25 protein-coding genes and 1 other RNA gene are annotated in these 23,063 nt (G+C 50.9%); 4 read left to right on the top strand and 22 right to left on the bottom strand.

Going from position 1 to position 23,063, the window contains the following annotated elements:
- Positions 1–284: 284 nt before the first annotated feature.
- Genes FPE01S_RS12815 through FPE01S_RS12755 form a run of 13 tightly spaced genes read right to left on the bottom strand, consistent with a single transcriptional unit; the run spans position 285 to position 11,508 of the window.
- Positions 285–1,370: a TlpA disulfide reductase family protein gene (locus tag FPE01S_RS12815; RefSeq protein ID WP_046369356.1), complete on the bottom strand. Its 1,086-nt coding sequence runs from the start codon at positions 1,368–1,370 to the stop codon at positions 285–287.
- 17 nt (positions 1,371–1,387) lie between these two features.
- Positions 1,388–1,984: a bifunctional phosphoribosyl-AMP cyclohydrolase/phosphoribosyl-ATP diphosphatase HisIE gene (gene hisIE, locus FPE01S_RS12810; RefSeq protein ID WP_046369355.1), complete on the bottom strand. Its 597-nt coding sequence runs from the start codon at positions 1,982–1,984 to the stop codon at positions 1,388–1,390.
- Between the two features lie 25 nt (positions 1,985–2,009).
- A complete protein-coding gene (hisF, locus tag FPE01S_RS12805) occupies positions 2,010–2,768 on the bottom strand; it encodes an imidazole glycerol phosphate synthase subunit HisF (protein WP_046369354.1) in 759 nt (252 codons plus the stop codon).
- Positions 2,769–2,777: 9 nt separating this feature from the next.
- On the bottom strand, positions 2,778–3,929 hold the full coding sequence (gene hisA, locus FPE01S_RS25480; RefSeq protein WP_072053990.1) for a 1-(5-phosphoribosyl)-5-[(5-phosphoribosylamino)methylideneamino]imidazole-4-carboxamide isomerase: 1,152 nt from the start codon (positions 3,927–3,929) through the stop codon (positions 2,778–2,780).
- The gene (hisH, locus tag FPE01S_RS12795; RefSeq protein ID WP_046369353.1) at positions 3,926–4,525 is read right to left on the bottom strand and encodes an imidazole glycerol phosphate synthase subunit HisH; all 600 of its coding nucleotides are present in this window, start codon (positions 4,523–4,525) and stop codon (positions 3,926–3,928) included. Before hisH ends, hisA begins: the two co-directional genes overlap by 4 nt.
- Positions 4,522–5,295 (bottom strand): tryptophan synthase subunit alpha, encoded by a 774-nt coding sequence (trpA, locus tag FPE01S_RS12790; protein WP_046369352.1) that lies wholly within the window; start codon positions 5,293–5,295, stop codon positions 4,522–4,524. Before trpA ends, hisH begins: the two co-directional genes overlap by 4 nt.
- A complete protein-coding gene (trpB, locus tag FPE01S_RS12785) occupies positions 5,288–6,499 on the bottom strand; it encodes a tryptophan synthase subunit beta (protein WP_046369351.1) in 1,212 nt (403 codons plus the stop codon). Before trpB ends, trpA begins: the two co-directional genes overlap by 8 nt.
- A gap of 9 nt (positions 6,500–6,508) precedes the next feature.
- The gene (locus tag FPE01S_RS12780) at positions 6,509–6,997 is read right to left on the bottom strand and encodes a GNAT family N-acetyltransferase (RefSeq protein WP_174446982.1); all 489 of its coding nucleotides are present in this window, start codon (positions 6,995–6,997) and stop codon (positions 6,509–6,511) included.
- Positions 6,994–7,635, bottom strand: a complete 642-nt coding sequence (locus FPE01S_RS12775; RefSeq protein ID WP_046369350.1) for a phosphoribosylanthranilate isomerase — start codon at positions 7,633–7,635, stop codon at positions 6,994–6,996. The genes FPE01S_RS12780 and FPE01S_RS12775 overlap by 4 nt, the downstream gene beginning before the upstream one ends.
- A 56-nt stretch (positions 7,636–7,691) precedes the next feature.
- On the bottom strand, positions 7,692–8,483 hold the full coding sequence (gene trpC / locus FPE01S_RS12770) for an indole-3-glycerol phosphate synthase TrpC (protein ID WP_046369349.1): 792 nt from the start codon (positions 8,481–8,483) through the stop codon (positions 7,692–7,694).
- A 20-nt stretch (positions 8,484–8,503) separates the two neighbouring features.
- Positions 8,504–9,496 (bottom strand): anthranilate phosphoribosyltransferase, encoded by a 993-nt coding sequence (gene trpD, locus FPE01S_RS12765; protein WP_046369348.1) that lies wholly within the window; start codon positions 9,494–9,496, stop codon positions 8,504–8,506.
- 5 nt (positions 9,497–9,501) lie between these two features.
- Complete coding sequence (locus tag FPE01S_RS12760) at positions 9,502–10,086, bottom strand: anthranilate synthase component II (RefSeq protein WP_046369347.1); 585 nt, start codon at positions 10,084–10,086, stop codon at positions 9,502–9,504.
- Positions 10,087–10,095: 9 nt separating this feature from the next.
- Entirely contained in the window at positions 10,096–11,508 is a 1,413-nt protein-coding gene (locus FPE01S_RS12755; RefSeq protein ID WP_217998210.1) for an anthranilate synthase component I family protein, read from the bottom strand.
- Between the two features lie 206 nt (positions 11,509–11,714).
- Between FPE01S_RS12755 and FPE01S_RS12750 the strand changes: the two genes are divergently transcribed.
- Positions 11,715–11,996, top strand: a complete 282-nt coding sequence (locus FPE01S_RS12750; protein WP_046369345.1) for a GNAT family N-acetyltransferase — start codon at positions 11,715–11,717, stop codon at positions 11,994–11,996.
- Here FPE01S_RS12750 and hisB read toward each other — a convergent pair whose 3' ends face one another.
- Genes hisB through hisG form a run of 6 tightly spaced genes read right to left on the bottom strand, consistent with a single transcriptional unit; the run spans position 11,997 to position 18,046 of the window.
- Complete coding sequence (gene hisB / locus FPE01S_RS12745) at positions 11,997–13,142, bottom strand: bifunctional histidinol-phosphatase/imidazoleglycerol-phosphate dehydratase HisB (protein WP_046369344.1); 1,146 nt, start codon at positions 13,140–13,142, stop codon at positions 11,997–11,999. It abuts the gene before it with no gap.
- A 9-nt stretch (positions 13,143–13,151) separates the two neighbouring features.
- A complete protein-coding gene (locus FPE01S_RS12740; RefSeq protein WP_046369343.1) occupies positions 13,152–13,553 on the bottom strand; it encodes a c-type cytochrome in 402 nt (133 codons plus the stop codon).
- Positions 13,554–13,555: 2 nt separating this feature from the next.
- A complete protein-coding gene (locus FPE01S_RS12735) occupies positions 13,556–14,824 on the bottom strand; it encodes a PQQ-dependent sugar dehydrogenase (protein ID WP_046369342.1) in 1,269 nt (422 codons plus the stop codon).
- A 23-nt stretch (positions 14,825–14,847) separates the two neighbouring features.
- Positions 14,848–15,888 carry a histidinol-phosphate transaminase gene (gene hisC, locus FPE01S_RS12730; protein WP_046369341.1) on the bottom strand — a complete coding sequence of 347 codons (1,041 nt, stop codon included), beginning with the start codon at positions 15,886–15,888 and terminating at the stop codon, positions 14,848–14,850.
- A gap of 4 nt (positions 15,889–15,892) precedes the next feature.
- Positions 15,893–17,176 carry a histidinol dehydrogenase gene (gene hisD, locus FPE01S_RS12725; RefSeq protein WP_046369340.1) on the bottom strand — a complete coding sequence of 428 codons (1,284 nt, stop codon included), beginning with the start codon at positions 17,174–17,176 and terminating at the stop codon, positions 15,893–15,895.
- Between the two features lie 9 nt (positions 17,177–17,185).
- Complete coding sequence (hisG, locus tag FPE01S_RS12720; RefSeq protein ID WP_046369339.1) at positions 17,186–18,046, bottom strand: ATP phosphoribosyltransferase; 861 nt, start codon at positions 18,044–18,046, stop codon at positions 17,186–17,188.
- 198 nt (positions 18,047–18,244) lie between these two features.
- On the opposite strand from hisG, the gene FPE01S_RS12715 reads away from it, so the two are divergent.
- A complete protein-coding gene (locus FPE01S_RS12715) occupies positions 18,245–19,207 on the top strand; it encodes an L-threonylcarbamoyladenylate synthase (RefSeq protein ID WP_046369338.1) in 963 nt (320 codons plus the stop codon).
- 2 nt (positions 19,208–19,209) lie between these two features.
- Positions 19,210–19,641, top strand: a complete 432-nt coding sequence (locus tag FPE01S_RS12710) for a hypothetical protein (RefSeq protein WP_052955750.1) — start codon at positions 19,210–19,212, stop codon at positions 19,639–19,641.
- A 12-nt stretch (positions 19,642–19,653) separates the two neighbouring features.
- On the opposite strand, the gene fsa is transcribed toward FPE01S_RS12710, so the two are convergent.
- The 3 genes from fsa to FPE01S_RS12700 form a co-directional block, all read right to left on the bottom strand.
- On the bottom strand, positions 19,654–20,304 hold the full coding sequence (gene fsa, locus FPE01S_RS12705; protein WP_046369337.1) for a fructose-6-phosphate aldolase: 651 nt from the start codon (positions 20,302–20,304) through the stop codon (positions 19,654–19,656).
- 54 nt (positions 20,305–20,358) lie between these two features.
- Positions 20,359–20,458, bottom strand: an RNA gene (gene ffs, locus FPE01S_RS25475) — signal recognition particle sRNA small type.
- Between the two features lie 46 nt (positions 20,459–20,504).
- Positions 20,505–21,785, bottom strand: a complete 1,281-nt coding sequence (locus FPE01S_RS12700; RefSeq protein WP_046369336.1) for a type IX secretion system plug protein — start codon at positions 21,783–21,785, stop codon at positions 20,505–20,507.
- A gap of 42 nt (positions 21,786–21,827) precedes the next feature.
- Here FPE01S_RS12700 and FPE01S_RS12695 point away from each other — a divergent pair, with 42 nt between their 5' ends.
- The gene (locus FPE01S_RS12695) at positions 21,828–23,060 is read left to right on the top strand and encodes an ABC transporter permease (protein WP_046369335.1); all 1,233 of its coding nucleotides are present in this window, start codon (positions 21,828–21,830) and stop codon (positions 23,058–23,060) included.
- The last annotated feature ends 3 nt before the right edge of the window (positions 23,061–23,063 follow it).

Here is a 23,063-nt window from a genome sequence, read left to right as displayed (position 1 = left end):
GTTGCGGCAACATCAAACCAAAGGAAAGGGCATCCGTCATGAACTGCGAATACAAAGCATTGTATTGAAACGAACGGAATCGGGACTATTGACTACCAGTTAACTAACGCTTTGCGCGCCTCCAGCCGAAGGCTGGTAAACTTTTCTTTGCGCCTTTGCCCCTCGGGGAGCGCAGCGGCTGCCGAAGCTTTAGCATAGGTAGCCAGCGACCTTGCGTGCCTCGCCTGCCGGAGCTTTAGCGTAGGCAGGAAAAAACCTCAGCGTGAAATTGGACCAGGCGCGAATCAGTTACACCCGAGCAATTCACAAAGCTTCTGCTCCAGCGCATCACCGCGAAGATTCTTCGCCACGATCACGCCATTGGGATCAATCAGGAGGTTCTGGGGAATGGATTGGATCTTGTACTGCAACGCTACTTCATTCTGCCAGTATTTCAGATCGCTTACCTGCGTCCACTGCAGCCGGTCATCAGCAATGGCTTTCAGCCAGCGGTCCTTGTTGTTGTCGAGTGATACGCCCAGTACGGTAAAATTCTTTTCTTTAAACTTCTTGTATGCGGCAAGCAGGTTGGGGTTTTCCTGCCGGCATGGACCGCACCAGCTGGCCCAGAAATCTACCAGTACATAACGGCCACGGAAAGATGACAAGGTCACCTGATTACCGGAAGTGTCTGCCTGGGTGAAATCGAGTGCCGGTGTTCCTACCCTGCCAATTTTCATCTCGGCAACTTTATCGCTGAGATACTTTCCATAAAAGCTTTCCTTTACCGGAGCACTGAAAGCATTCAAGCTTTTCTCGATGCGTACCGGATCCTCTACCACCTGCAGCAGGGTTGCCCACATAAAGGGCGCTATCGGCTCGGATGCATGTTCTCCAGCGAATTTTTCCGCCGCATCACCGATCTCCGCAACCAGTTGCTTGTACTGGGTCATCAGGCTGTCATTCACGCCACTCTGGTTCGCTAGTTGCGTCAGCTGGCTGTAGCGTTTGAAATAGGGATCAAATGTTGCCTGAAAGGCCTTAAAACCCGCCTGTGCAGTTGATCCTTTCACTTCCAGGTCCTGGATCTTATCAAGATTTCCGGTAACCTGGATCTTTCCGGGCTCAAGGAAAAGCAATCCCTTTTTACCTGCAGGCATGAAGCTTACCTGGTAAAGTTTGGTCGCCGGTAATTGTGCTTTCAGCACAAAATTCTCCTGCTTGCTCGTTGCAGTGGCGAGTGTATCACCAGGCTTGTCAGGATCGGTCAGGTAAACCTGGCTTTTATCGGCTACGCCGGTGACCTTGCCGGTAATCTGAATGTCCTGTGCGATGGATTTCTGCAGAAAGGCCAACAGGAGAAGCGGCAGTAAGGGGAAAAGTCTTTTCATATGTCCGGGTAGCAAATTTATTTGGAATGACGGTCTTTCAGGATTTCCACCACATCCTGCAAGCTAAAGCCTTTGGCGTTAAGCAAAAGCAAATAGTGGAAAAGAAGGTCGGCCGCTTCGTTCAGGAAAAGCGCGTCATTGTTGTCTTTCGCCTCAATGACCAGTTCAACAGCCTCTTCCCCAACCTTTTGCGCCACTTTGTTAATGCCTTTTGAAAAAAGCTTGGCTACATAGGATGTATCCGGAGAAGCCTGGCGGCGCAGGTCGATGATATCTTCCAGGTATTGAAGGAAGTCCTCCGAGTGGTTTCTTTCACTCCAGCAGGTATCGGCGCCGGTATGGCAGACAGGTCCTACGGGATGCGCCTTGATCAACAGCGTATCATGGTCACAATCAGCAGCAATCGACCTGAGTTCCAGGAAATTACCGCTTTCTTCCCCCTTGGTCCACAGCCTCTTTTTACTGCGGCTGTAAAAGGTCACTTTCCCGGTTGATTCTGTCTGGTGCAGCGCTTCGGGGTTCATGAATCCCAGCATCAGCACTTTCTGGGTCTGGTGGTCCTGTACGATGGCCGGAACGAGCTGATCGGGATATTTTTCGAAATCCACTTTCATATTGCAAAAATAAGCTGTTTTATCACTAACGCCGGATGGGCAGGCCGCGTGCGGCCAGTTCGGCTTTCAGGTCCGGAATGGCTACTTCCTTGAAATGGAAGATACTGGCTGCCAGCGCTGCATCCGCGCCGGCTTTTTCAAATACTTCGGCAAAATGCGCGGCATTTCCACCGCCACCGCTGGCTATCACCGGAACCTGCAGGCTGCGTGATAGTTCTGCCGTGATATCCAGGGCAAACCCCTGCTTGGTGCCATCGTGGTTCATTGAGGTCAGCAGAATTTCGCCTGCGCCACGCGCCACGCCTTCTTTTGCCCAGTCCGTGCACAGTCGTTCCGTGCGGGTTCTTCCGCCGTTGAGGTATACATACCAGTTGCCATCTTCTTCCAGCCGGGTATCGATGGCCAATACCACACACTGGCTTCCGAAGCTCTTTTCAAGGTCTGTGATCAGTGCCGGATTTTTAAATGCCGCAGTATTCACCGAGATCTTATCTGCTCCATGCTGCAGCAACACACTGACGTCTTCCACACTGCTGATACCGCCACCCACGGTAAAGGGAATATTGATACCGTGACTGATCCGGTTTACCAGCTCACGCAGCGTTTTTCTTTTTTCGACTGTAGCCGTGATGTCCAGGAACACGAGTTCGTCGGCACCTTGTTCAGCATACAGCCTTCCCAGTTCAACCGGATCGCCGGCATCACGAAGGTCAACGAAATTGGTCCCTTTAACGGTTCTGCCGTCTTTGATATCGAGGCAGGGTATAATGCGTTTTGTAAGCACGATGCTGATTTAAGCTTGAAAGGATTGAAGGTCTTTCAGGGTGATCCTGTTCTCATAGATCGCCTTGCCGATGATCACCCCGGCGCAACCGATTTCTGCCAGGGCTTCCACATCAGCCATATTGCTGACACCGCCGGAAGCGATTAAATCGAGTTCCGGCAATTCTTTCAATATATTCCTGTAAAGATCCAGGGCCGGACCTTCGAGTTTGCCGTCTTTGCTCACATCCGTACAGAATACCTGGCGAATGCCTTTCTGAAAATACTCGCGCAGGAAATCATAGATCCAGACATCAGTTGTTTCCAGCCAGCCGGCAACTGCGATCTTTTCATTTTTTACATCAGCGCCCAATAGAAATTTGTCTGCGCCATAAGTGCTCATCCAGGCGGCGAATGTATCTGGTGCTTTTACCGCGAGGCTGCCAATGGTCACCAGCGCTGCACCACTTTCCAGCACAATCCGCAGGTCCTCCGCTGTTTTCACCCCGCCGCCGAAATCAATCACCAGCCCGGTCCTGGAAGCAATCCGCTCCAACACTTTCCAGTTGGTTACCTTTCCCAGGCGAGCACCGTCAAGGTCCACCAAATGGAGCCTTCGCAGTCCCGCTGCTTCAAATTCCAGCGCTACCTCCAGCGGATCTTCATTGTATATGGTCTTCTGGTTGTAATCGCCCTGCGTAAGGCGCACGCATTTACCATCTATCAGGTCAATCGCCGGGATAATCTCCATACGGCGGTTCAGTATTTTCTTCATGATCGTATAATTATGCCCGTTAGCCTGCCAGGTGTTCCCTTCGCGCCGCATATTCATCGTCTCATACAGGCTGATGGCTTCGAGTCTTGCATTGCACCAGATCTCGTCCATCCGGTGCTGCGCTGCGAAGGAAAAGACTTCCTGCAATAACCGCGTTGCCAGTCCCTGGTTCCTGAACCGTTCTGCTGTAGCCAGCTTGCGGAACTGGAGGCTCTTTCCTTTTACAAAAAAACTCACCACGCTCACCAGTTGCCCGTCTGTTTCCATCCCAAGGTGATGCCCCGCTGCATCATCGGGCAGCTGTACAAAAGAGAGCTCCCGTTCTGGATACATGGCTTCCCGGCGCAGTGCCCACACGCCGTCCAGTTGGGGCCGGCAAAGATTTGCTTTGATTGTTAACCGGTTCATGTATTGATCTTGAACAAAAAGTTGCGCAGGATCTGTTCTCCCACTGCTGCAGATTTTTCAGGATGGAACTGGACCCCGTAAAAATTTTCGCGGTGCAGCCCTGAACTATAGTCCCCGCCATAATCGGTGGTGGCAATGGTATGACTGCCTATGGCAGCATGATAGCCATGCACGAAATAGCAGTAACTGTTTTCTGCTACGCCTTCGAAGAGGGAACTCTTGAGCCTGGTGATGTTATTCCACCCGATCTGCGGTACTTTCAGCAATTTATCTGCCGGACGAAAACGTTTCACTTTTTCCGGAAATATTCCGAGACAAACGGTATCATTTTCTTCTGACCAGCTGCACATCAGCTGCATGCCCAGGCAAATGCCCAGTACAGGTTGCGTGAGGCCCGCAATCACCTGGTCAAGGCCGCGTTCTTTAAGATACGCCATGGCCGAGCTGGCCTCGCCAACACCGGGAAAGATCACTTTGTCTGCGCTGCGCAACTGTTCCGGATCATCCGTAACGATAGCCGTGGTACCGATACGCTCCAGTGCATACAACACACTCCGGATATTGCCTGCATTATATTGCACGATGGCCGTGGTCATGAACGGATACTTTGCAGAAAACGCGTGGTATCCGCTGCCGGATCGCTGCTGTTTTCAAGTGATTGAATGAAGGCGCTGCCGATAATGGCGCCATCGGCAATGGCAGTAGCTGCGGCAAAGCTCTGCCGGTCGCGTATGCCGAAACCCACCAGAACAGGATTTTTCAATTTCATTTTCTTCAGGCGTTGCAGGTAATCGATGACTGCACTCATATCCTTGTCCGATCCGGTAGTGGAAGACGATGATACTGCATACAAGAAGCCGTTGCTTAATTCGTCAAGCCTGCGTACACGTTCTTCGGCAGTCTCCGGTGTAACGAGGAAAATAAAATCCAACCCGTTACGGTTGATCACAGCGCCATATTCCTTGCGGAATTCAAACTCGGGAAGGTCGGGAAGGATCAGACCGGATACACCTGCAGCTGCCGCATCAGCACAGAATTTTTCGAAACCATACTGCATCACGGAGTTCATGTATCCCATCAGTATGACAGGAACGGTCAAGCGGTCTTTCAGGGCCGACAGCTGTTCAAGCAACAGCTGCAACGTCATGCCGTTTGCCAGCGCAACGGTGCTGCTGTGCTGGATAACAGGCCCGTCAGCCAGCGGATCACTGTAGGGTATACCGATCTCTACGAGGTCTGCACCACCATCCTGCAGTGCAGGAAGAATTTCCGCGAGGCTGTTCAGCTGAGGATAGCCTGCTGTAATATATACGTTTAGAATGCCGCCGGCTTTGCCCGGCACAAATACCGATTTGATCTTACTCATAATTCGCTCCGTTGGTCATTTGCAATTGCTTCATATAGGTGGCCATATCCTTGTCGCCGCGACCGCTGAGGCAAAGCACGATGGTTTCACCGTTTACCAGGTCCAGCTGATCCAGCGCTGCAAGTGCGTGCGCTGATTCCAGTGCAGGAATAATGCCTTCCAGTTGTGCCAGTTTAAAGGCGGCCCGCACTGACTCCTCATCTGTTGCGCTGAGAAATTTTCCCCGGCCACTGTCAAACAAATGCGCATGCAGGGGTCCGATACCGGGATAATCCAGTCCGGCGGAAATACTGTGCGGTTCCACTACCTGCCCATCTTCGGTCTGCATCACAATGCTCTTGCTGCCGTGTAAAATTCCCGGTCGGCCGAGGGCCGTAGTTGCCGCACTCAGTCCGCTATGAATCCCCAGGCCGGCGGCTTCCACTGCGACAAGCTCCACCTGCGGCTCATCAAGGAAATGATAAAAGGCACCTGCAGCATTTGAACCACCACCCACACAAGCGATCACGCGATCCGGTGTTTCCCTCCCCGTCTTTTCTTTCAGCTGCCAGCGCGTTTCTTCACTGATAATACTTTGAAAGCGGGCAACCATATCCGGGTAAGGATGGGGACCAACCACACTGCCAATAATATAGTGGGTATCATGCGGGTGGTTGATCCAGTCGCGGATCGCTTCATTGGTAGCATCCTTGAGCGTTTTGCTGCCACTGGTGGCCGGAATCACTTTAGCGCCAAGCATGTGCATCCGCGCAACATTAGGCGCCTGGCGTTCAATGTCCTTCTCCCCCATATACACAATGCATTCAAGGCCTTTCAGGGCACAGACGGTTGCTGTAGCAACCCCATGCTGCCCCGCTCCCGTTTCTGCGATGATCCTTTTTTTGCCGAGCCTTTCCGCCAGCAGGATCTGCCCGATGGTATTGTTGATCTTGTGCGCACCCGTGTGGTTGAGGTCTTCCCTTTTCAGGTAGAGCTGCACACCATAAGCCTGGCTAAGCCTCCTGGCGAGATACAGGGGACTTGGCCTGCCCACATAATCGCGCAGCAGCTCATTGAACTCCTGCCGGAAAGCCGGTTCTTCCATGATCTGGAGGTACCGGGCCTGCAATTCCTCCACATTGGGGAAAAGCATTTCCGGAATATAAGCACCACCGAAGCGGCCATAATACCCTTCCGGGGAAGGATGCTGATAACTTGTTTCCATAATTTCTTTTTACAACATCAATTGAAGGAACACGAGATCCAGCCAGCGGTTGAATTTGTATCCCACCTCTTTGAAACACGCCACTTCCTCAAAACCGAATTGCCTGTGCAAGGCGATACTCGCTGCATTACTGGCATCAATGCCAGCTACCATCGTATGGAGTTGCTGCTTTCTTGCCGCTTCAATCAGCGGCTGCATCAGTGCTTTGGCAATGCCTTTTCCCCGGTGCGCGGGATGTACATATATCGCATTCTCTACGGTATACTGATAAGCTGCCCATGCCCGGAAGGGGCCGTAGGAGGCAAAGCCCTGGATCATGCCACTGTCTTCCGCAACGAGTACAGGCATCCGTTGTTCAACTTTCGTGTTGAACCAGGTTTCCCGCATCGCCAGGGTGTGTGGCTGGTAATCATACACGGCAGTAGTGTTCAGGATCGCATCGTTGTAGATATCCAGTATCGCAGGAAGATCGCCTGATACCGCTTGCCGTATGATCATGGCTGTATCACGTTTAGATTTTTAATAAATGTTCCGACCTTCTCCAGGTCTTTCACGCCCGGACTGGTTTCAAACCTGCTGTTGATATCAATGGCAAATAGTCCTTTCGCCTCGGGCTGCTTTGAAAAGGTGATCAGTGACTCCTCATCACCCGGCTCGATACCCCCGCTGAGAAAAAAAGGTTTGCCGATATGTTCGTCCTTCAGGATTTTCCAGTCGAATTTTTTCCCGGTGCCGCCATACCCTACGCCCATTGTATCAAAGAGGAACATATCACAGCACTCCATATAGGGCCGGGTCATCCAGGAAATACTGTCGTTTTCACTCAGCCGGAAAGCTTTTACCACAGAAACATAATCGGCTATCTTTTCACAATACTTGGGTGTTTCATCGCCATGCAATTGTACCATGTGGAGGCGGCATTCATCCACCATCTGTAATACTTCCTCTATTCCTGCATTGACAAACACGCCTACTTTATTGATATTATTCTCTTTTTTTAATTGGGTTGTGGTCATGTAGCGCAATACATACCGCGGACTTTTCGGATAAAAAATGAAGCCCGCAAATGTTGCTCCCAAACTTTCCAGCCTGTCGACCTGTGCCAGTTGGGTCATGCCACACACTTTTACTCTCATACTGTGCCCGGATTTTAAGTGTTATTCAGAAAACAGCCATGTCAGTGGCCGTATTGTCAAACCGATAATTTACGCAGGGCAATCACAAACTGCTGAAATGCCCTGGCGGGATCATCCGCCTTCATGAATTGTTCGCCGATCAGGAATCCCTGGAAACCATGTTCCCGGAATTTCATCACATTCTCTACCTTATCGATGCCGCTCTCCGCCACTTTCAGCTTATCCACCGGTAACTGTGCCGCCATCCGGAGGCTTCTGTCGATATCGACCGTAAAAGTTTTCAGGTCGCGGTTGTTGATGCCAATAATGGCCGTCTCTTTACAAACATGTTCCAGTTCCTGTTCGTCATGTAACTCCAGCAGCACTTCCAGTCCGAGTGACAGCGCTTCAGCTGCCAGGTCCTTTACCTGCACGGGAGAGAGACAGGCGGCAATCAGCAGGATGACATCTGCCCCCATGGCCCTGGCTTCCGTCAGCTGATAGGGATCGATAATAAAGTCCTTGCGCAACAGGGGAACCTGGTTAAACCGGGCTGCTTCGAGATCAGCGGTGGATCCGCCAAAAAAATCCCTGTCAGTCAGCACTGAAATTGCACTGGCGCCATTACCGGCATATGCACGGGTTACATCTTCTACTGACGCTTCAGCATTGATCACCCCTTTGGATGGGGATCGCCGCTTGAATTCTGCAATGATACCGGTATAGGCCTTGTCCTGCAGAAATACACCCAGGGAATAAACGGACCGGTGAAAACTCCCCTGGTCCCGCAAACGTTCCACCGGCTGGTGTTTTTTCCGGTAAGCTACTTCCTCCCGTTTCCTTGCGATGATCTGATCTAAAATATTCATTCTGCCTGCAAAATAATTTTTTATTGTAACGCCACCAGTGCTTCCAGTGACCGCTTTGCTTTTCCACTTTCCAGGCTCTCCACAGCTTCGGCATAGGCAGTGTCATAATTATTGAACTGCCCGGTGCCATACAGCGCCATGGCGGCATTGGCCAGCACCACTGCATTCTGCGCCCAGCTGCCATTTCCATCCAGGATCTGTCGGAACAGTTTCGCTGCTTCCTCTACGGTTTGTCCGCCATAGATATCTGAAGCCTGAACAAGCCGCTTGCCCAGCGTTTCGGGTGTGTAAATCTTTTCCCCCGCCTGCGTGAACACTTTTGTGTCGTTGGTAAGCGAGATCTCATCATAACCGTCTATGCCGTGAATGATGGTAAAATCCTTTCCTGTTTGCTGCAGGAGGTAATTGTAGATCCTGCCCATTTCGAGGCTGTACACGCCTACCAACTGGAATGCCGGCGAAGCAGGATTGACCAATGGCCCCAGCATATTGAAAAAAGTGCGCATCCCCAGGTTACGCCGGATGGGCGCTACTACTTTTAAGGCAGGGTGAAACAGGGGTGCATGCAGGAAACAGATATTTGCCTCATCGAGTTCACGGTTCAGGGCATCCGTGCTGTTCTTGAATTTGTATCCGAGCTGTTCCATCACGTTCGACGATCCGCTCACGGACGAAGCACCATAGTTGCCGTGCTTGGCTACTTTATGTCCCGCACCGGCCACAATAAAGCAGGCCAGGGTGCTGATATTAAAGGTATTCTTGCCATCACCGCCGGTTCCGACAATGTCCATTACGGCGTGACCGTTAAAGCTCACGGGAACACAGAGCTCCAGGAGCGCATCGCGGAATCCCTGCAATTCTTCGATCGTTACGCTCCGCATCAGGAATACCGTCATGAAAGCGGTGATTTCATGTTCATTATATACACCCTTACCGATCTGCAGCAGCACGTCGCGGGCCATTTGACGGCTCAGCGTTTTGTGCTCAAAAAGGTGCAGAAGAATTTTTTTCATGTCGTTCAGTTGATTTGTAACCAGTTGCGAAGCATTTTTTCACCATTGGGCGTTAATACACTTTCCGGATGGAACTGTACGCCCTGTACATCATATTCGCGGTGGCGAAGTCCCATGATCATACCCGAGGCATCTCTTGCTGTTACTTCGAGTACTCCGGGAAATCCATCTTCTTTCACCACCCAGGAGTGGTAGCGGCCCACATCAAAGGTCTCAGGCAGGCCCCGAAACACGTCATTACTGGTTATTTTTCGTTTGTTATTCACCGTTACCGGCGTTGCAATGCCGTGGTATACCTCGTCGAGATTGGCAAGTGTTCCGCCAAAAGCCTCACCGATGGCCTGATGACCCAGGCAGACACCGAGTATGGATTTGGAAGCACCATAGGTTTTGATAAGCGGCAGCAACAAACCGGCTTCCTCCGGAATTCCGGGACCGGGAGAAAGAATGATCTTGTCGTAGGCGGCAACAGCTTCCATGGGAATGGCATCGTTGCGGAAAACCTCTACTGAAGATCCGGTGATCTTCTCCACGAGATGCACCAGGTTATAGGTGAATGAATCGTAATTATCAAATACAAGGATGCGCATGCTTCTTTATTAAATCGTTTGTGCAAGTTCAAGCGCCTTTTTCAGGGCACCGAGTTTGTTGTTGACCTCCGCCAGTTCAGCCGCAGGTTTGCTGGCAGCCACCACACCGGCACCGGCCTGGTAGGTCAGCACATTATGCTGACTGAGAAAGGTGCGGATCATGATGGCGTGGTTGCAGGCACCATCAAATCCCATAAAGCCGATGGCGCCGCCATAATAAGATCGTGCAGTAGGCTCAAAGGAATCGATCAGTTGCATGGCGCGGATCTTGGGCGCCCCGCTTAACGTACCTGCAGGGAAAGTCTTGGCCACCAGCAGGAAAGGATTCGTCTGATCAGGCACTTTACCCGTCACTTCACTAACGAGGTGAATCACGTGACTGAAATACTGTACCTGGCGGTATTGCGCCACAGCCACTTCCGTGCACAGCCGGCTGAGATCATTCCTGGCGAGATCAACCAGCATCACGTGTTCCGCATTTTCCTTGGCATCCATCAGGAGCTTCTCCGTTTCTGCGCGATCAATATCGTCATCACCACTTCTCCTGTAAGTGCCGGCGATCGGGTGCACTACTGCCTTTCCCTTGCTGATGATCAGTTGTGCCTCCGGAGAGGATCCCAGCAGGCGGTAATCTCCATAGTCAAAGTAAAACAGGTAAGGTGAAGGGTTGATATTCCTCAATGCACGATACACATTGAATTCATCACCGATGAACTGTTGCTGAAAACGCCGGCTCAATACAATCTGGAAAACATCTCCCCGGTAACAGCTGGCGATACCTTTGCGCACCATCTCCTCATAGGCTTCAGGTGCCATATTACTCTGCTCCTCTCCCTTGATCCGGAAAGGAAATACCGGCACGTCTTTGCTGCGGATCAATGATTCCACCACGGCAACTTCTGATTCTATTCCTTTAATCCTGTTTTCGCAGAGAAACAGTTCGTCTTTAAAATGATTGATAGCGATCACGTACTGGTACAGGCGGTACCGCATCAGGGGAATGCCTGACGTTGGTTTCCTGTCGTTGAATTGTATCGTATCAAAAAACTGTACGGCATCATAACTGGTATAACCATAGAGTCCCTGGGCATACCTTGCTTCTTTCGGAGCACCGGGTACCATTTCGAAACGTTGCATAAAACTCCAGAGCTGATCGGGCACGCCAGCAGGATCACTGATCCCTGCTTTTTCCGGCGGAAGTCCCGGAAATTTGTATTCGATGGCATGCATGGAAGTGATTTCCATCCCGGCAATGGCATTGATGCCAATGAAAGACCAACTGTTGTCGGCAGCGTGATGATCGGTGCTTTCCAGGAGTACGGTATCCCGGAACCGGTCCCTTAACCGGAGGTAAATGCCGACCGGTGTATACACATCCGCGAGCATTTGTTTGACTGTCGTTTCGATCTGAATCCTTTTCAATTCGCCTGTTTTAATAGAAAAACCCCGATGATGATCACCGGGGTTCTGATATGTTACAATAACAGCAATGGCTTTACAGCACCCCAGAAGAGTTTGTATGCCACCACCACTGATTATGTTGTTTGAAAATCATGAGGACACAAATATGCAGCAGCAATTCGGAATGAACAAAATTATTTTTGGTAGTTTGCTGTAAACTCCAGCCAATGCTGATCAAACATACCCAACAGGGCGACAAGGGTGTTTTCTATGTCGGTGAAGAAGGTGCTTTCCTTGCAGAAATGGCTTATTCTCAACCTTATCCGGACCGTATGATCATCGAACACACCGAAGTCTCTGAAACGCTTAAAGGGCAACATGTAGGCGAACAGCTCGTGGAGACTGCTGTGCAATATGCCCGCACACACAACCTCAAGATCGTTCCCCTCTGCCCATTTGCGCATGCAGTGATGAAACGCAAAAAGGAAGAATATGCTGATGTGCTGTAATTACAGCACGCCTTTGGTAGAAGGCAGGTAATTGCTGACCGGGTCTCGCTTCACTGCCATCCGGATCGCTTTCGCAAATGCCTTGAAAATTGCTTCGATCTTGTGGTGTTCATTCTCTCCCTGGCATTCGATATTCAGGTTGCACTTTGCAGCGTCACTGAATGATTTGAAGAAATGGAAAAACATTTCGGTTGGCATTTCTCCGATCTTTTCCCGCTGAAATACTGCTTTCCATACCAGCCAGTTGCGACCACCGAAGTCGATCAGCACTTTGGCATCCGCCTCATCCATCGGCAATGCAAAACCATACCGTTCCATACCCCGTTTATCAGCCAGTGCCATAGCGAAAGCCTCTCCCAGCGCAAGCCCGGTATCTTCTATCGTGTGGTGCTCATCCACATGAAGGTCTCCTTTCGTTTCGATCTCCAGGTCAATCTTTCCGTGTCGCGCAATCTGGTCAAGCATATGGTCAAAAAAACCAAGACCGGTATGAATGGATGATTTGCCACTGCCATCCATATTCAGCCGAACGGTAATCTTCGTTTCGTTGGTGTTGCGCACATGCTCCACCTGGCGGAGGCCAAGTTTCAGAAAAGCATAGATCTCACTCCAGGCGGTGGACTCAAGCGCCACAGCGGTTCTCCGCAGCGTATCCACCTGGTCGCTTACCTCAGCGCCGCCCAACGCCGGGTCGGCATTCAGCCAGATTGCCTTACAGCCCAGGTTCTTGGCCAGCTGCACATCTGTGATCCTGTCTCCGATTACAAAAGAGTTGGCGATATCATACTGATCACTATTGAGGTACTGCAACAACATTCCCGTGCCTGGTTTCCTGGTGGGCAGGTTGTCTTTCGGAAAGCTGCGGTCAATATGAACACCGGTAAAATGAATCCCCTCACCTTCCAGGCTTTTCATCACGAATTCCTGCAGCGGCCAGAAGGTTGCTTCCGGAAAATCTGCTGTTCCAAGCCCATCCTGGTTGGTCACCATCACCAGCTCGTAATCCAGCTCCCGGGCTATTCTTCCCATGTATTTAAACATTTCCGGGTAGAAGGTCAGCTTGGAAAGATCGTCGATCTGGTAGGTAGGCGGTGCTTCATTGATCAGGGTACCATCACGGTCGATAAACAACACTCTTTTGCTCATGAGAAATCTTTACATTTTTTTTCTTTCGGTAGTTACCATGGCTGCACTTACAGCAGTGCCCTTATTGCCAAAACTATTGCGCACATAGGTGAGCACATCAGCGATCTCCTGGTCGCTCAGGTGCGCTTGTGAAGGCATTGGATTGCTGAAGGATTCTCCATTAATCTCTATTTCCTCATCCAGCCCCTTGAGGATAATATTGATGAGCTTCTGTCGGTCTCCCGTCACCTGCGGCGTTTTGGCCAATGTCGGATTCAGGTTGGGTACACCGCTTCCGTCGGCCTGGTGACAGGCGAGGCAGTTGGTGGCATACACTTTTTTTCCTCTTTCCAGTGATCCTTTGGGTAATGGCTGCCTGGCAGTAAAAGCCAGGGCCAGGAGTACGGCAGCGCCTGCTATGATTTTATACATGCTTATCCTTTATAACTGATTTTATATACTGTTCCTTTTACATCATCTGTCACCAGCAACGATCCGTCAGGTGCCTGCGCCAACCCGCAGGGACGGTGCTTTGCGTCATTGGGGGACTTCACTTCAGTAAGTCCTGAAAATCCGTCGGCAAATACCTCCCACTTTCCGGCTGGCTGGCCCTTCTCGAAGGGCACAAACACTACATAATATCCTTCCTGGGGGAGCGGCGCACGGTTCCAGGACCCATGGAAAGCGATGAATGCACCATTCCTGTATCGTGCCGGAAATTTATCACCGGTATAGAACAACAGGGCATTGGGCGCCAGGTGTGCGGGAAATGCAACCAATGGCTGTACCATGTCCGCACAACGTGCTTCTTTTTTACCGTCGCCTCCAAATTCCGGTGCGAGAACCTTTTTCTGTTGCTGTCCGTCATAGTAGCAATATGGCCATCCGCAATTGGCACCATCCTTTACCATGAACAGTTCTTCAGCAGGCAGTTCGGCACTTTGTTTGTCATTGTACAATTCGGGATACAGCGTTGCCAGCTGATCTCTCCCGTGCTGCACTACAAAGAGTTCATTCACATTGCTGTTCCAGTCGAGTCCTACCACATTCCGAAGGCCTGTTGCATACCGTTTGCCTTCTTTGTAAGACTGTGCCGGCTGATCTGCGCTGAACTGCCATATACCACCGGCAGAATCCAGGATGGGACAGGGATCCTGGCCTGGTGAACCTTTGGTACGGTCGGCTACCTGGCACGCGTTGGAAGGCGCACCGATATTGACATAAAGATGATTGTTGTTGTCCAGGGCGATGGCCTTGGCGGAGTGTTGCCGCTTATTCAGTAACCCGGTAACAATCGCTTCAGGCTTTCCGGTGTCGGCAACTTCCATATTTTCGTTCAGCCGGTACCGGTAGACCGCGTCATCGGAAGAGGCATAGAGGTATCCGTTCTTCACTGCAATACCCGTTCCTCCGTAATTGCCAAAGGAAGTGACCTTCTCATATGATCCATTGTTGTCGGCATCCTGCAGGCGAAGGATCCCCCTGCCGTTCTTCAATCTTTCCAGTTTGATGAATAACACGCCATTGGGTGCCGCAGCAATATGACGTGCCCTGCCGAGCTCATCAGCAATGATCGTCGCTTCAAACCCCTTCGGCACTTTAATGTTTGCGGGAGAATGGTAAACATTCGTGGTATCACCAGCTTTTGCAGTTAACCCGGCTCCTCCTGCCAGGAAGGCGGAAATCAGGATGATCTTTTTCATTTGCCTGGATTGATATGGTGAAATTAGTGGATTAAGGCCTTCAGCAACGCATCATTCTCTGTTTCCGTGCCCACGGTTATCCGCAGGCATCCTTCACACAGGATGACATTGCTGCGGTCACGAACCACAATGCCGTTATCCAGCAGCTTGCGGTAAGTACCTGTTGCGTTGTCAACTTTTACCAGCAGGAAATTGGCATCCGACGGATACACTTCCCTTACAATGGACAATCGTTTCAATTCCTGTTCAAGCCGCCCGCGCTCATCCACCAGCACCCGGATCATATCGTTCACCTGTCCCACTTCATCGAGTGCCTTCAGCACAAGATCCTGTGTTGCCTGGTTGATATTATAAGGCGGTTTGACCTTGTTCATCAGGCTGATAATTTCTTGGGAAGCAAAGGCCATTCCGAGCCGGAGTGCCGCCAGTCCCCAGGCTTTACTGAGTGTTTGCATCACTACCAGGTTGGGGTAATCAGGAAGATCGGGCACGAATGACCGCTGGCGGGAGAAATTAATGTATGCTTCATCCATCACAACGATCCCGAAATAGTTGTTCAGCAAAACTTCCACATCCTTCCTGTCCAGGGAATTGCCCGTAGGATTGTTCGGCGAACAAAGGAAGATCATCTTGGTATGGCCGTCAATTGCCTTTTCAAGACCGGCGAGGTCCAGCTGAAAGTCGGGTGTCAGTGGCACTTTGCGCACCTTCACGTTGTTGATGGCTGCGCTTACTTCATACATGCCGTAGGTCGGCGGCACAATTACGATATTATCGATCGCCGGTTCACAGAATACACGGAGCAGCACATCGATACACTCATCACTGCCGTTTCCCAGGAATATATGCCGGGAAGCAATGCCTTTAATGGCGCTGAGTTTTTCTTTTACCTTCCACTGCAGCGGATCGGGATAACGGTTATACCATTTGGTGAGCGGGGAGCCAAGCGAATTTTCATTGGCATCCAGGAAGATATCTGCTTCCCCCTTGAATTCATCTCTTGCAGAAGAGTATGGCACCAGGGTCAATATATTCGGACGAACAAGTTCTTCAAGCTGAAACATACTTTTATTGGTTTTTTTCCAGGCGGATACTTACAGCATTGGCATGGGCATCCAGGCCTTCTGCCCTGGCCATGGCTATTACGGCGGGGGCGATCTGCCTTAATCCTTCGGAAGTGAGCTGTTGATAAGTGATCTTTTTTACGAAACTGTCGAGGCTTACACCACTGTATGCCCTGGCGAAACCATTGGTGGGCAGGGTATGGTTGGTACCGCTGGCATAATCGCCCACGGACTCCGGTGAGAAATGCCCGATGAATACTGATCCGGCGTTTACTACTTCACGGCTGAGCGCAAGTGCATCCTCTGTTGCCAGTATCAGGTGTTCCGGTGCATAGGCATTCAACAGTTCCATCGCGAGACCTTTGGAAGGCATCACCACGAGGTGGCTGGCGGCGAGTGCCTTTTCGGCAAGGTCGCGGCGGGGTAGTTTTTCCAGCTGATTCAGCAGACACTGCTGCACCTGTTGCGCCAGTTTTTCTTCTGTTACGACCAGCAGCACCTGGCTGTCTGCCCCGTGTTCTGCCTGGCTCAGCAGGTCTGCCGCGAGGTAACCGGCATTGGCGGTATGATCAGCCAGTACAGCTACTTCTGAAGGGCCGGCCGGCATATCAATGGCAATACCATCCTGCTGTACCAGCTGCTTGGCACAGGTCACATATTGGTTGCCTGGTCCGAAGATCTTGTAAACAGCCGGAACAGTTTCAGTTCCATAAGCCATTGCTCCGATCGCCTGCACGCCACCTGCCCTGAATACTTTATTGATCCCGATCTCGTTTGCTGCAAACAGCAGCGCAGGATGAAGATTTCCTGCCGCATCAGGCGGTGAGCAGAGAATGATCTCTTTACATCCTGCTATAATTGCCGGGATACCCAGCATCAGCAGGGTGGAAAACAAAGGCGCCGTTCCACCGGGAATATAAAGACCCACCTTTTCAATTCCCACCGCCGCACGCCAGCAGCGCACGCCGGGCATGGTCTCAATGAGTTCCGGTTCCTGCTGCTGTGCCTCATGGAATTTGCGGATATTATTTGCTGCAACGCGAATCGCTGTTTTCAGGGCAGGATCCAGCTTGCCCGATGCTGTTGCAAATTCTGCCGGCGTTACCCTGATCTCCGTTCCTTCATACCCATCGAACTGGCGGGTATACTGCCGCAACGCAGCATCACCATTACGCTGCAGATCATTCAGGATCGTTCTTACCTTTTCAGCCAACGCTGTTGTATCCATCACCGGCCGGCGGATAATATCCGGCCAATCCTTTTTCTCCGGGGATTTTACCAGTTTCATGTGTTGGTGTTAAATGATCATTTTTTCAATCGGCACTACCAGTATGCCCTGGGCACCTGCCGCTTTCAGTTGTTCAATGATATCCCAGAACTGGTCTTCACTGATCACACTGTGTACACTGCTCCATCCGGGCTCAGCAAGTGGCAGCACGGTGGGACTTTTCATACCGGGTAACAACCGGATAATCGCTTCCAGGTTATTGTTCGGTGCGTTGAGCAGCACGTATTTATTGTTCTTGGCTTTCTTCACTGACCTGATCCTGAAAAGCAAACGTTCGAGCAGGGCCAGTTTTACTTCGTCGAGGTTTCCGTTGCGGATGAGTACTGCCTGGCTTTTGAGCACGGTATCCACTTCCTTGAGGCCGTTCATGAATAGTGTCGATCCACTGCTCACCAGGTCAACGATGGCGTCTGCCAGCCCGATACCGGGTGCAATCTCCACAGACCCGCTGATCTCGTGGATCTCTGCGCGGATGCCGTTGTCATCCAGGAAACGCTGAACGAGTACGGGGTAACTGGTAGCGATCCTTTTACCCTCCAGGTATTTCGGACCGGTATAGTCGTCCTTTCGTCCCACTGCAATACTCAGGCGGCATTTTCCAAAACCCAGCGGTTCCACAGCAGTCACCCTGCGGTTCTTTTCAAATACCACATTTTCACCTACGATACCGATATCGGCCACGCCGTCTTCCACATATTGCGGAATATCATCGTCGCGGAGAAAATAGATCTCCAGGGGAAAATTCTCTGCTTCCGTACGGAGTTTGTTTATTCCATTCTTCACATCAATGCCGCAATCTTTCAACAGTTTTACTGAGTCGTCATACAACCTGCCGCTTTTCTGAATGGCGATTCGTAGCTTCTGGTCCATAGCCTGATTTAAAATAAAAAAGGGCTTACCTGTAGTAAGCCCTCAAATGTTTTTGTTAGTACATGCAAACATCATCCGCTTACCGCGAAGGCAAAAAATGATGATGGTGATGTTGCATGAAACTTTTCATATCGCCCGCAAAAATATAGCAAAGCAAATCAAAACACCAAATTTTTTCATGCGTAGTATATTTGCAGGATGGGAACGGATATCGAAAAAGCGGCGGCATTATTGCGGGAAGGCGCGCTGGTGGCTATTCCTACCGAAACGGTATATGGGTTGGCCGCCAATGCCTTAAATGAAGCAGCGGTGGTAAAAATCTACCAGGCCAAGCAGCGGCCACAGTTCAATCCGTTGATTCTTCATGTGGCAGATGCCGCACAGCTCGACGCGCTGAACCTCTCCCTTCCTGCTGCTGCCACCAGGCTGTATGAGCAGTTCAGTCCGGGTCCGTTAACCTATGTGATCCCTTCGTCATCAAAGATCCCGGGCATTATTACTGCAGGAACACCGGCAGTGGCGGTGCGGATTCCGCAACACCCCCTAACGTTACGGTTGCTGAAAACGCTGGATTTTCCGCTGGCCGCCCCCAGTGCCAATCCATCAGGCAGGGTGAGTCCTACCACTGCTGCACATGTGGCAGAACAACTGGGCGATAAGGTAGCCTATATCCTTGATGGCGGGCCGTGCAGGATCGGCGTGGAATCCACTATTATTTCGTTCCTGGAAGATCAGCCCAGGTTACTGCGCTATGGCGGGGTAGCAGTGGAAGCAATAGAAAAGTTAATCGGGCCTGTCGCCAGGCCTGAGAAAGGATATGTAGATAATCCGGTTGCCCCGGGGCAGCTCGCAAGGCACTACGCCACCCGGCATCCGCTGCAGCTGGGCAATGCGGCAACCCTGATCCGGGAAGCGCTCCGGAGCGATCCGATCCCCCGCATCGCCAGTATCTCGCTGAATAGTATTTTTCCCGAACTTCCCGACGCCTATCAGTTCCGCCTGTCGGCCAGTGGCAGCCTGGAGGAAGCAGCAAGCAGACTTTTTGCAGCCATGAGGCTGGCTGACGATATGGATATAGACCTGATCATTGCAGACCGGTTTCCGGAGGAAGGCCTTGGCCTCGCCATTAATGACCGCCTGCAAAGGGCAGCAAATTCGTGATTATGAAAACGCTATTCGTCATCCTGCTGTGTTGCAGTTATTACGTTCTTCCGGCCCAGAAAAATAAGACGGCAGCAACCGTTCCTGCATACGACAGCATCGCATTTCACCTGTATACCGACAGCCTCAAACGCAACGTACACAACTACATCAATGTAGATGCGCGCCTGGTGGGTGGTGGCTGGTACCCCCTCACACAGGATCAACTGGTTTTCAGCTGCCCGCAAGGCAGGTTCGAAGGGAACAGCCTGATCATCGACAGCAGTTTCACCGGTCCGTTTGTGAACATAACAGTGAAGGACAGGCGCAATCCAAAGCTGGAGCTGCAGCGGGACGTTTACATCAAGACGCTGCCCGACAATGAAATTCTCAAAACAGAAGAGGAAGTATTAAATGGAAAACGCGGCAGTAAACCGCCGCGTCGAAAAAATTGAGCTGTATTCTGCTTACATTTTTTTTGCGTCTTCCAGGAACTTGGCCAGACCGATATCAGTCAGGGGATGTTTCAGCAGGCCGAGGATGGAATCCAGCGGGCACGTGCAGACATCAGCACCCAGTTCAGCACACTTGATGATGTGGTTAGGGTTGCGGATAGAGGCAGCAAGAATTTCTGTTTTGAAACCCTGGATGCTGAAAATATTGGAAATCTGCGCGATGAGTTCGGTGCCTTCCCAGCCGCTGTCGTCAATTCTTCCAATGAAGGGAGAAACGTAAGCAGCACCAGCCTTGGCAGCAAGAATTGCCTGACCTGCAGAGAATACCAGGGTACAATTCGTACGGATGCCGTTGTCGGTGAACCATTTGATCGCTTTTACACCGTCTTTGATCATGGGTACTTTCACCACGATATTCGGATGGATAGCGGCAAGTTTTTTGCCTTCTTCCACAATACCGGCAAAGTCAGTGGAAAGTACTTCGGCGCTGATATCGCCGTCCACCAGCTCGCAAATCGTCTTATAATGATTAACAATGTTCTCTTCTCCTTTGATACCTTCTTTTGCCATCAGGGAGGGGTTGGTCGTCACACCGTCGAGGATACCCAATTCATTGGCTTCTTTGATCTGCGCCAGATTGGCCGTATCAATAAAAAATTTCATGTATTAGTTTTTTGATGAGCGCCAACGAAGATATGAAAGCAGAGGGGGAATAAAAAATGGCAGGCTTATTACATCGCGCCGCTACAACCACCTACCCTTGCTGTCTTCCGACCCTGGGGGAGTTCAGTAGGAGCTGGCCGTGTAAGACCTGCCGGCGCAAAGATAGCATAACGAAGATTTCACGACAAATAAATATGGAACTATTGTGGCCGGCCTACCAATGAGTTGATTTTTCCATATGCGACGAGCTCATCGGCCCTTCCGCCAATGCCGCGGTAATACACCAGGACGATGTAATTGTTTTCCGTTTCCCAGTAGTTGCCTTCCGTGCGATCCATCGAAAAGACCTGTTTCTCACCGGTACCTGTTGAAAGCGCATAGCCATAGTCGTAATAACCCTGTTTCAGCCAGATGGCGGTCTCATACATGCCCCTTGCTGCATTGAAACTCATTTTTGCAGCGGGGTCCTTGCCCCAGTTCGTCAGCTCGCCGAAGAGGTACACATCTTCTTTAAAGGCTTGTCCGGCCGGCGGCTTGTAGCTGAAGCGGACAGTTGCATAGTCTCCCTGCCAGTACGGGTTAAGTCCGTCGAGGGTCTGATTATAATACATGCCATTGGCATCGCGGTAATAAACAAACCGGCTTGCGGCGCGATCGCCATCCGGAACTACGTAAATATTGGTAAAAGTATTGCCGTATTGTGCACTGTCCACCCGGTCACTTTGCAGGCGGAAACTCCGGAGATCAAGCCATCGCCATTCTTTTCCGGCAGAAAAAATACAATCCTGTTCATAATTGTATTCCAGGGAATTCTGCCTGATGAAGGTGGGGCGCAGGCCAAACTTGCTGTTGTCCCAGCGGTAGTTCTGCAGGATCCGGACAGTAACCTGCTGCGGCGCGTTCATAATATTCAATGATCTTGTATCTACCCGGAACACCACTTTCTGATGAGTCTGGAAGATCTGGCTGTTGAATGGCTGCTGCACCTGCATCCCCACTCCTGCCTTTTCTTCAACTACCAGCACCCGCCGGGTGAAGACAATTTTGTTGGGATCGCCGTCAAGGAAAACTTTCAGCAGGTAATTGCCTGACCTGGAGGGGCCTATGTTTTTCTCCGGAATCACCTGGGTGTAGTGGGTATAACGGGTGAGGGCAACCGACGAACTGCGGTAAGTCAGGATGCGTTGCTGGGTAAAGCCCCTGATATAATCCATGGGACTTAGATTGGCCGGCGTCCAGTCGGCATTGCAGAGCTGCCAGGTATATGAATATGCTTTTACGCCGCCTTCGCGGTCGTCAAAATGCAATTCAAGCTGATCGTTACTCCGCAGCATAATGATCGGATACCCCAGGGGGTTGCCGGCAGGAAACAGTTTCAGATTCTGGATATTGGCATACAACACCAGATCGGGTTCCTGTGCACCTGCAGGCTGCACGAGACCCAGCAGGGCCATCAGGCAAATCAGGGTGATTCTAATCATGTCACAATGCTACATTATATTTGGCGTCTAAAATCATGCCTGTTGAACATACCGCGCTTCATCGCGACCCGAATAGCCCTTAACCGCCAGAAATCCTTTTCCCGGTTTATCATCCGGCTGGCTGTGGCAGCCACGGCGGTGAGCGTTACAGCCATGATCATCGCATTATCCTTTACTACCGGCTTCCAGCAAGCGATCAGCCAGAAGATTTTTTCTTTCTGGGGTCATGTCCGTGTGAAGCACTATGAACCTGAGAAAGTAAATATCGCCGAAGAATTACCGATCACCAGGAATGACACCGTCGAACAGTTAAAGAAGGTGATACCGGGTATCCAGAGCATCCAGGCCTTTGCTACCAGGAATGCCATCCTGAAAACGGCGGAGAGCATCGAAGGGGTACTGTTCAAGGGTGTTGATGCCGCCTATGATACCAGCCGGATGAAGGCATTTCTGAAAGAAGGACGCTGGATGCATTTTCCGGACAGCGGGTACAGCAACGAAATCGTTCTTTCTGTTTATACTGCCAACCAGCTGTCACTGGCTGTTGGCAAAGAATTACTGATCTATTTTATTCAAAGTGACGGATCCCCGCCCCGCGTCCGCAAACTGATGATCTCCGGATTATACAAGACCGGTATTGAAGAATATGACAAACTCATTGCACTGGGTGATCTCCGGCTGGTACAACGGATGAATAACTGGCCTCCCGACCAGATCGGCGGGTATGAAGTTTTTGCCAAAGACTTTCATGATGTTCCCCGACTGAATGAAAAAATCTTCGATCTTCTTCCACCGATGTGGATCAACCGCAGCATTGAGGAGATCTACCCCAATATTTTTGACTGGCTCAACCTGCAGGACAAAACCATCCTGATTGTCCTGATCATCATGACGATCGTGGCCGTGCTGAACCTGATCACCTGCCTGATCATCCTGGTACTGGAAAGAACGCGCATGATCGGTGTACTGAAAGCCCTGGGCGCCTACAATATCAGGATACAACAGATTTTCCTGTACCATGGTGCTGTAATCACCCTCGCAGGAATTCTGATTGGCGATCTCCTTGCCTTTATCCTGATCTTCCTGCAGAAAAAATACGGCATCATCCGGTTGCCTGAAGAGATGTATTATATCGATAAGGCCGAAGTGGTGGTGGTGCCCTGGCAGATCCTCGCTGTTAACGTGGGAACTTTCCTTGTTTGCATGGCGGTACTGCTGATTCCGACCTGGATCGTCAGAAGAGTGCAGCCGGTTAAGGCAATGGCCTGGAAATAATGA

The sequence above is a fragment of the Flavihumibacter petaseus NBRC 106054 genome (genome assembly GCF_000974785.1).
Taxonomy (GTDB): domain Bacteria; phylum Bacteroidota; class Bacteroidia; order Chitinophagales; family Chitinophagaceae; genus Flavihumibacter; species Flavihumibacter petaseus.
This window is presented reverse-complemented; position numbering and strand designations above follow the sequence as displayed.

Coding starts and splice junctions, on each gene's coding strand:
- FPE01S_RS12775 (WP_046369350.1), bottom strand. CDS start 7,635: ATGAGAGTAAAAGTGTGTGGCATGACCCAACTGGCACAGGTCGACAGG.
- FPE01S_RS12815 (WP_046369356.1), bottom strand. CDS start 1,370: ATGAAAAGACTTTTCCCCTTACTGCCGCTTCTCCTGTTGGCCTTTCTG.
- hisA (WP_072053990.1), bottom strand. CDS start 3,929: ATGAACCGGTTAACAATCAAAGCAAATCTTTGCCGGCCCCAACTGGAC.
- FPE01S_RS12740 (WP_046369343.1), bottom strand. CDS start 13,553: ATGTATAAAATCATAGCAGGCGCTGCCGTACTCCTGGCCCTGGCTTTT.
- hisH (WP_046369353.1), bottom strand. CDS start 4,525: ATGACCACGGCCATCGTGCAATATAATGCAGGCAATATCCGGAGTGTG.
- FPE01S_RS12735 (WP_046369342.1), bottom strand. CDS start 14,824: ATGAAAAAGATCATCCTGATTTCCGCCTTCCTGGCAGGAGGAGCCGGG.
- hisIE (WP_046369355.1), bottom strand. CDS start 1,984: ATGAAAGTGGATTTCGAAAAATATCCCGATCAGCTCGTTCCGGCCATC.
- fsa (WP_046369337.1), bottom strand. CDS start 20,304: ATGAAATTTTTTATTGATACGGCCAATCTGGCGCAGATCAAAGAAGCC.
- trpB (WP_046369351.1), bottom strand. CDS start 6,499: ATGGAAACAAGTTATCAGCATCCTTCCCCGGAAGGGTATTATGGCCGC.
- FPE01S_RS12780 (WP_174446982.1), bottom strand. CDS start 6,997: ATGATCATACGGCAAGCGGTATCAGGCGATCTTCCTGCGATACTGGAT.
- FPE01S_RS12715 (WP_046369338.1), top strand. CDS start 18,245: ATGGGAACGGATATCGAAAAAGCGGCGGCATTATTGCGGGAAGGCGCG.
- trpA (WP_046369352.1), bottom strand. CDS start 5,295: ATGAGTAAGATCAAATCGGTATTTGTGCCGGGCAAAGCCGGCGGCATT.
- FPE01S_RS12710 (WP_052955750.1), top strand. CDS start 19,210: ATGAAAACGCTATTCGTCATCCTGCTGTGTTGCAGTTATTACGTTCTT.
- hisB (WP_046369344.1), bottom strand. CDS start 13,142: ATGAGCAAAAGAGTGTTGTTTATCGACCGTGATGGTACCCTGATCAAT.
- hisG (WP_046369339.1), bottom strand. CDS start 18,046: ATGGACCAGAAGCTACGAATCGCCATTCAGAAAAGCGGCAGGTTGTAT.
- trpC (WP_046369349.1), bottom strand. CDS start 8,483: ATGAATATTTTAGATCAGATCATCGCAAGGAAACGGGAGGAAGTAGCT.
- hisC (WP_046369341.1), bottom strand. CDS start 15,888: ATGTTTCAGCTTGAAGAACTTGTTCGTCCGAATATATTGACCCTGGTG.
- FPE01S_RS12700 (WP_046369336.1), bottom strand. CDS start 21,785: ATGATTAGAATCACCCTGATTTGCCTGATGGCCCTGCTGGGTCTCGTG.
- trpD (WP_046369348.1), bottom strand. CDS start 9,496: ATGAAAAAAATTCTTCTGCACCTTTTTGAGCACAAAACGCTGAGCCGT.
- hisD (WP_046369340.1), bottom strand. CDS start 17,176: ATGAAACTGGTAAAATCCCCGGAGAAAAAGGATTGGCCGGATATTATC.
- FPE01S_RS12750 (WP_046369345.1), top strand. CDS start 11,715: ATGCTGATCAAACATACCCAACAGGGCGACAAGGGTGTTTTCTATGTC.
- FPE01S_RS12760 (WP_046369347.1), bottom strand. CDS start 10,086: ATGCGCATCCTTGTATTTGATAATTACGATTCATTCACCTATAACCTG.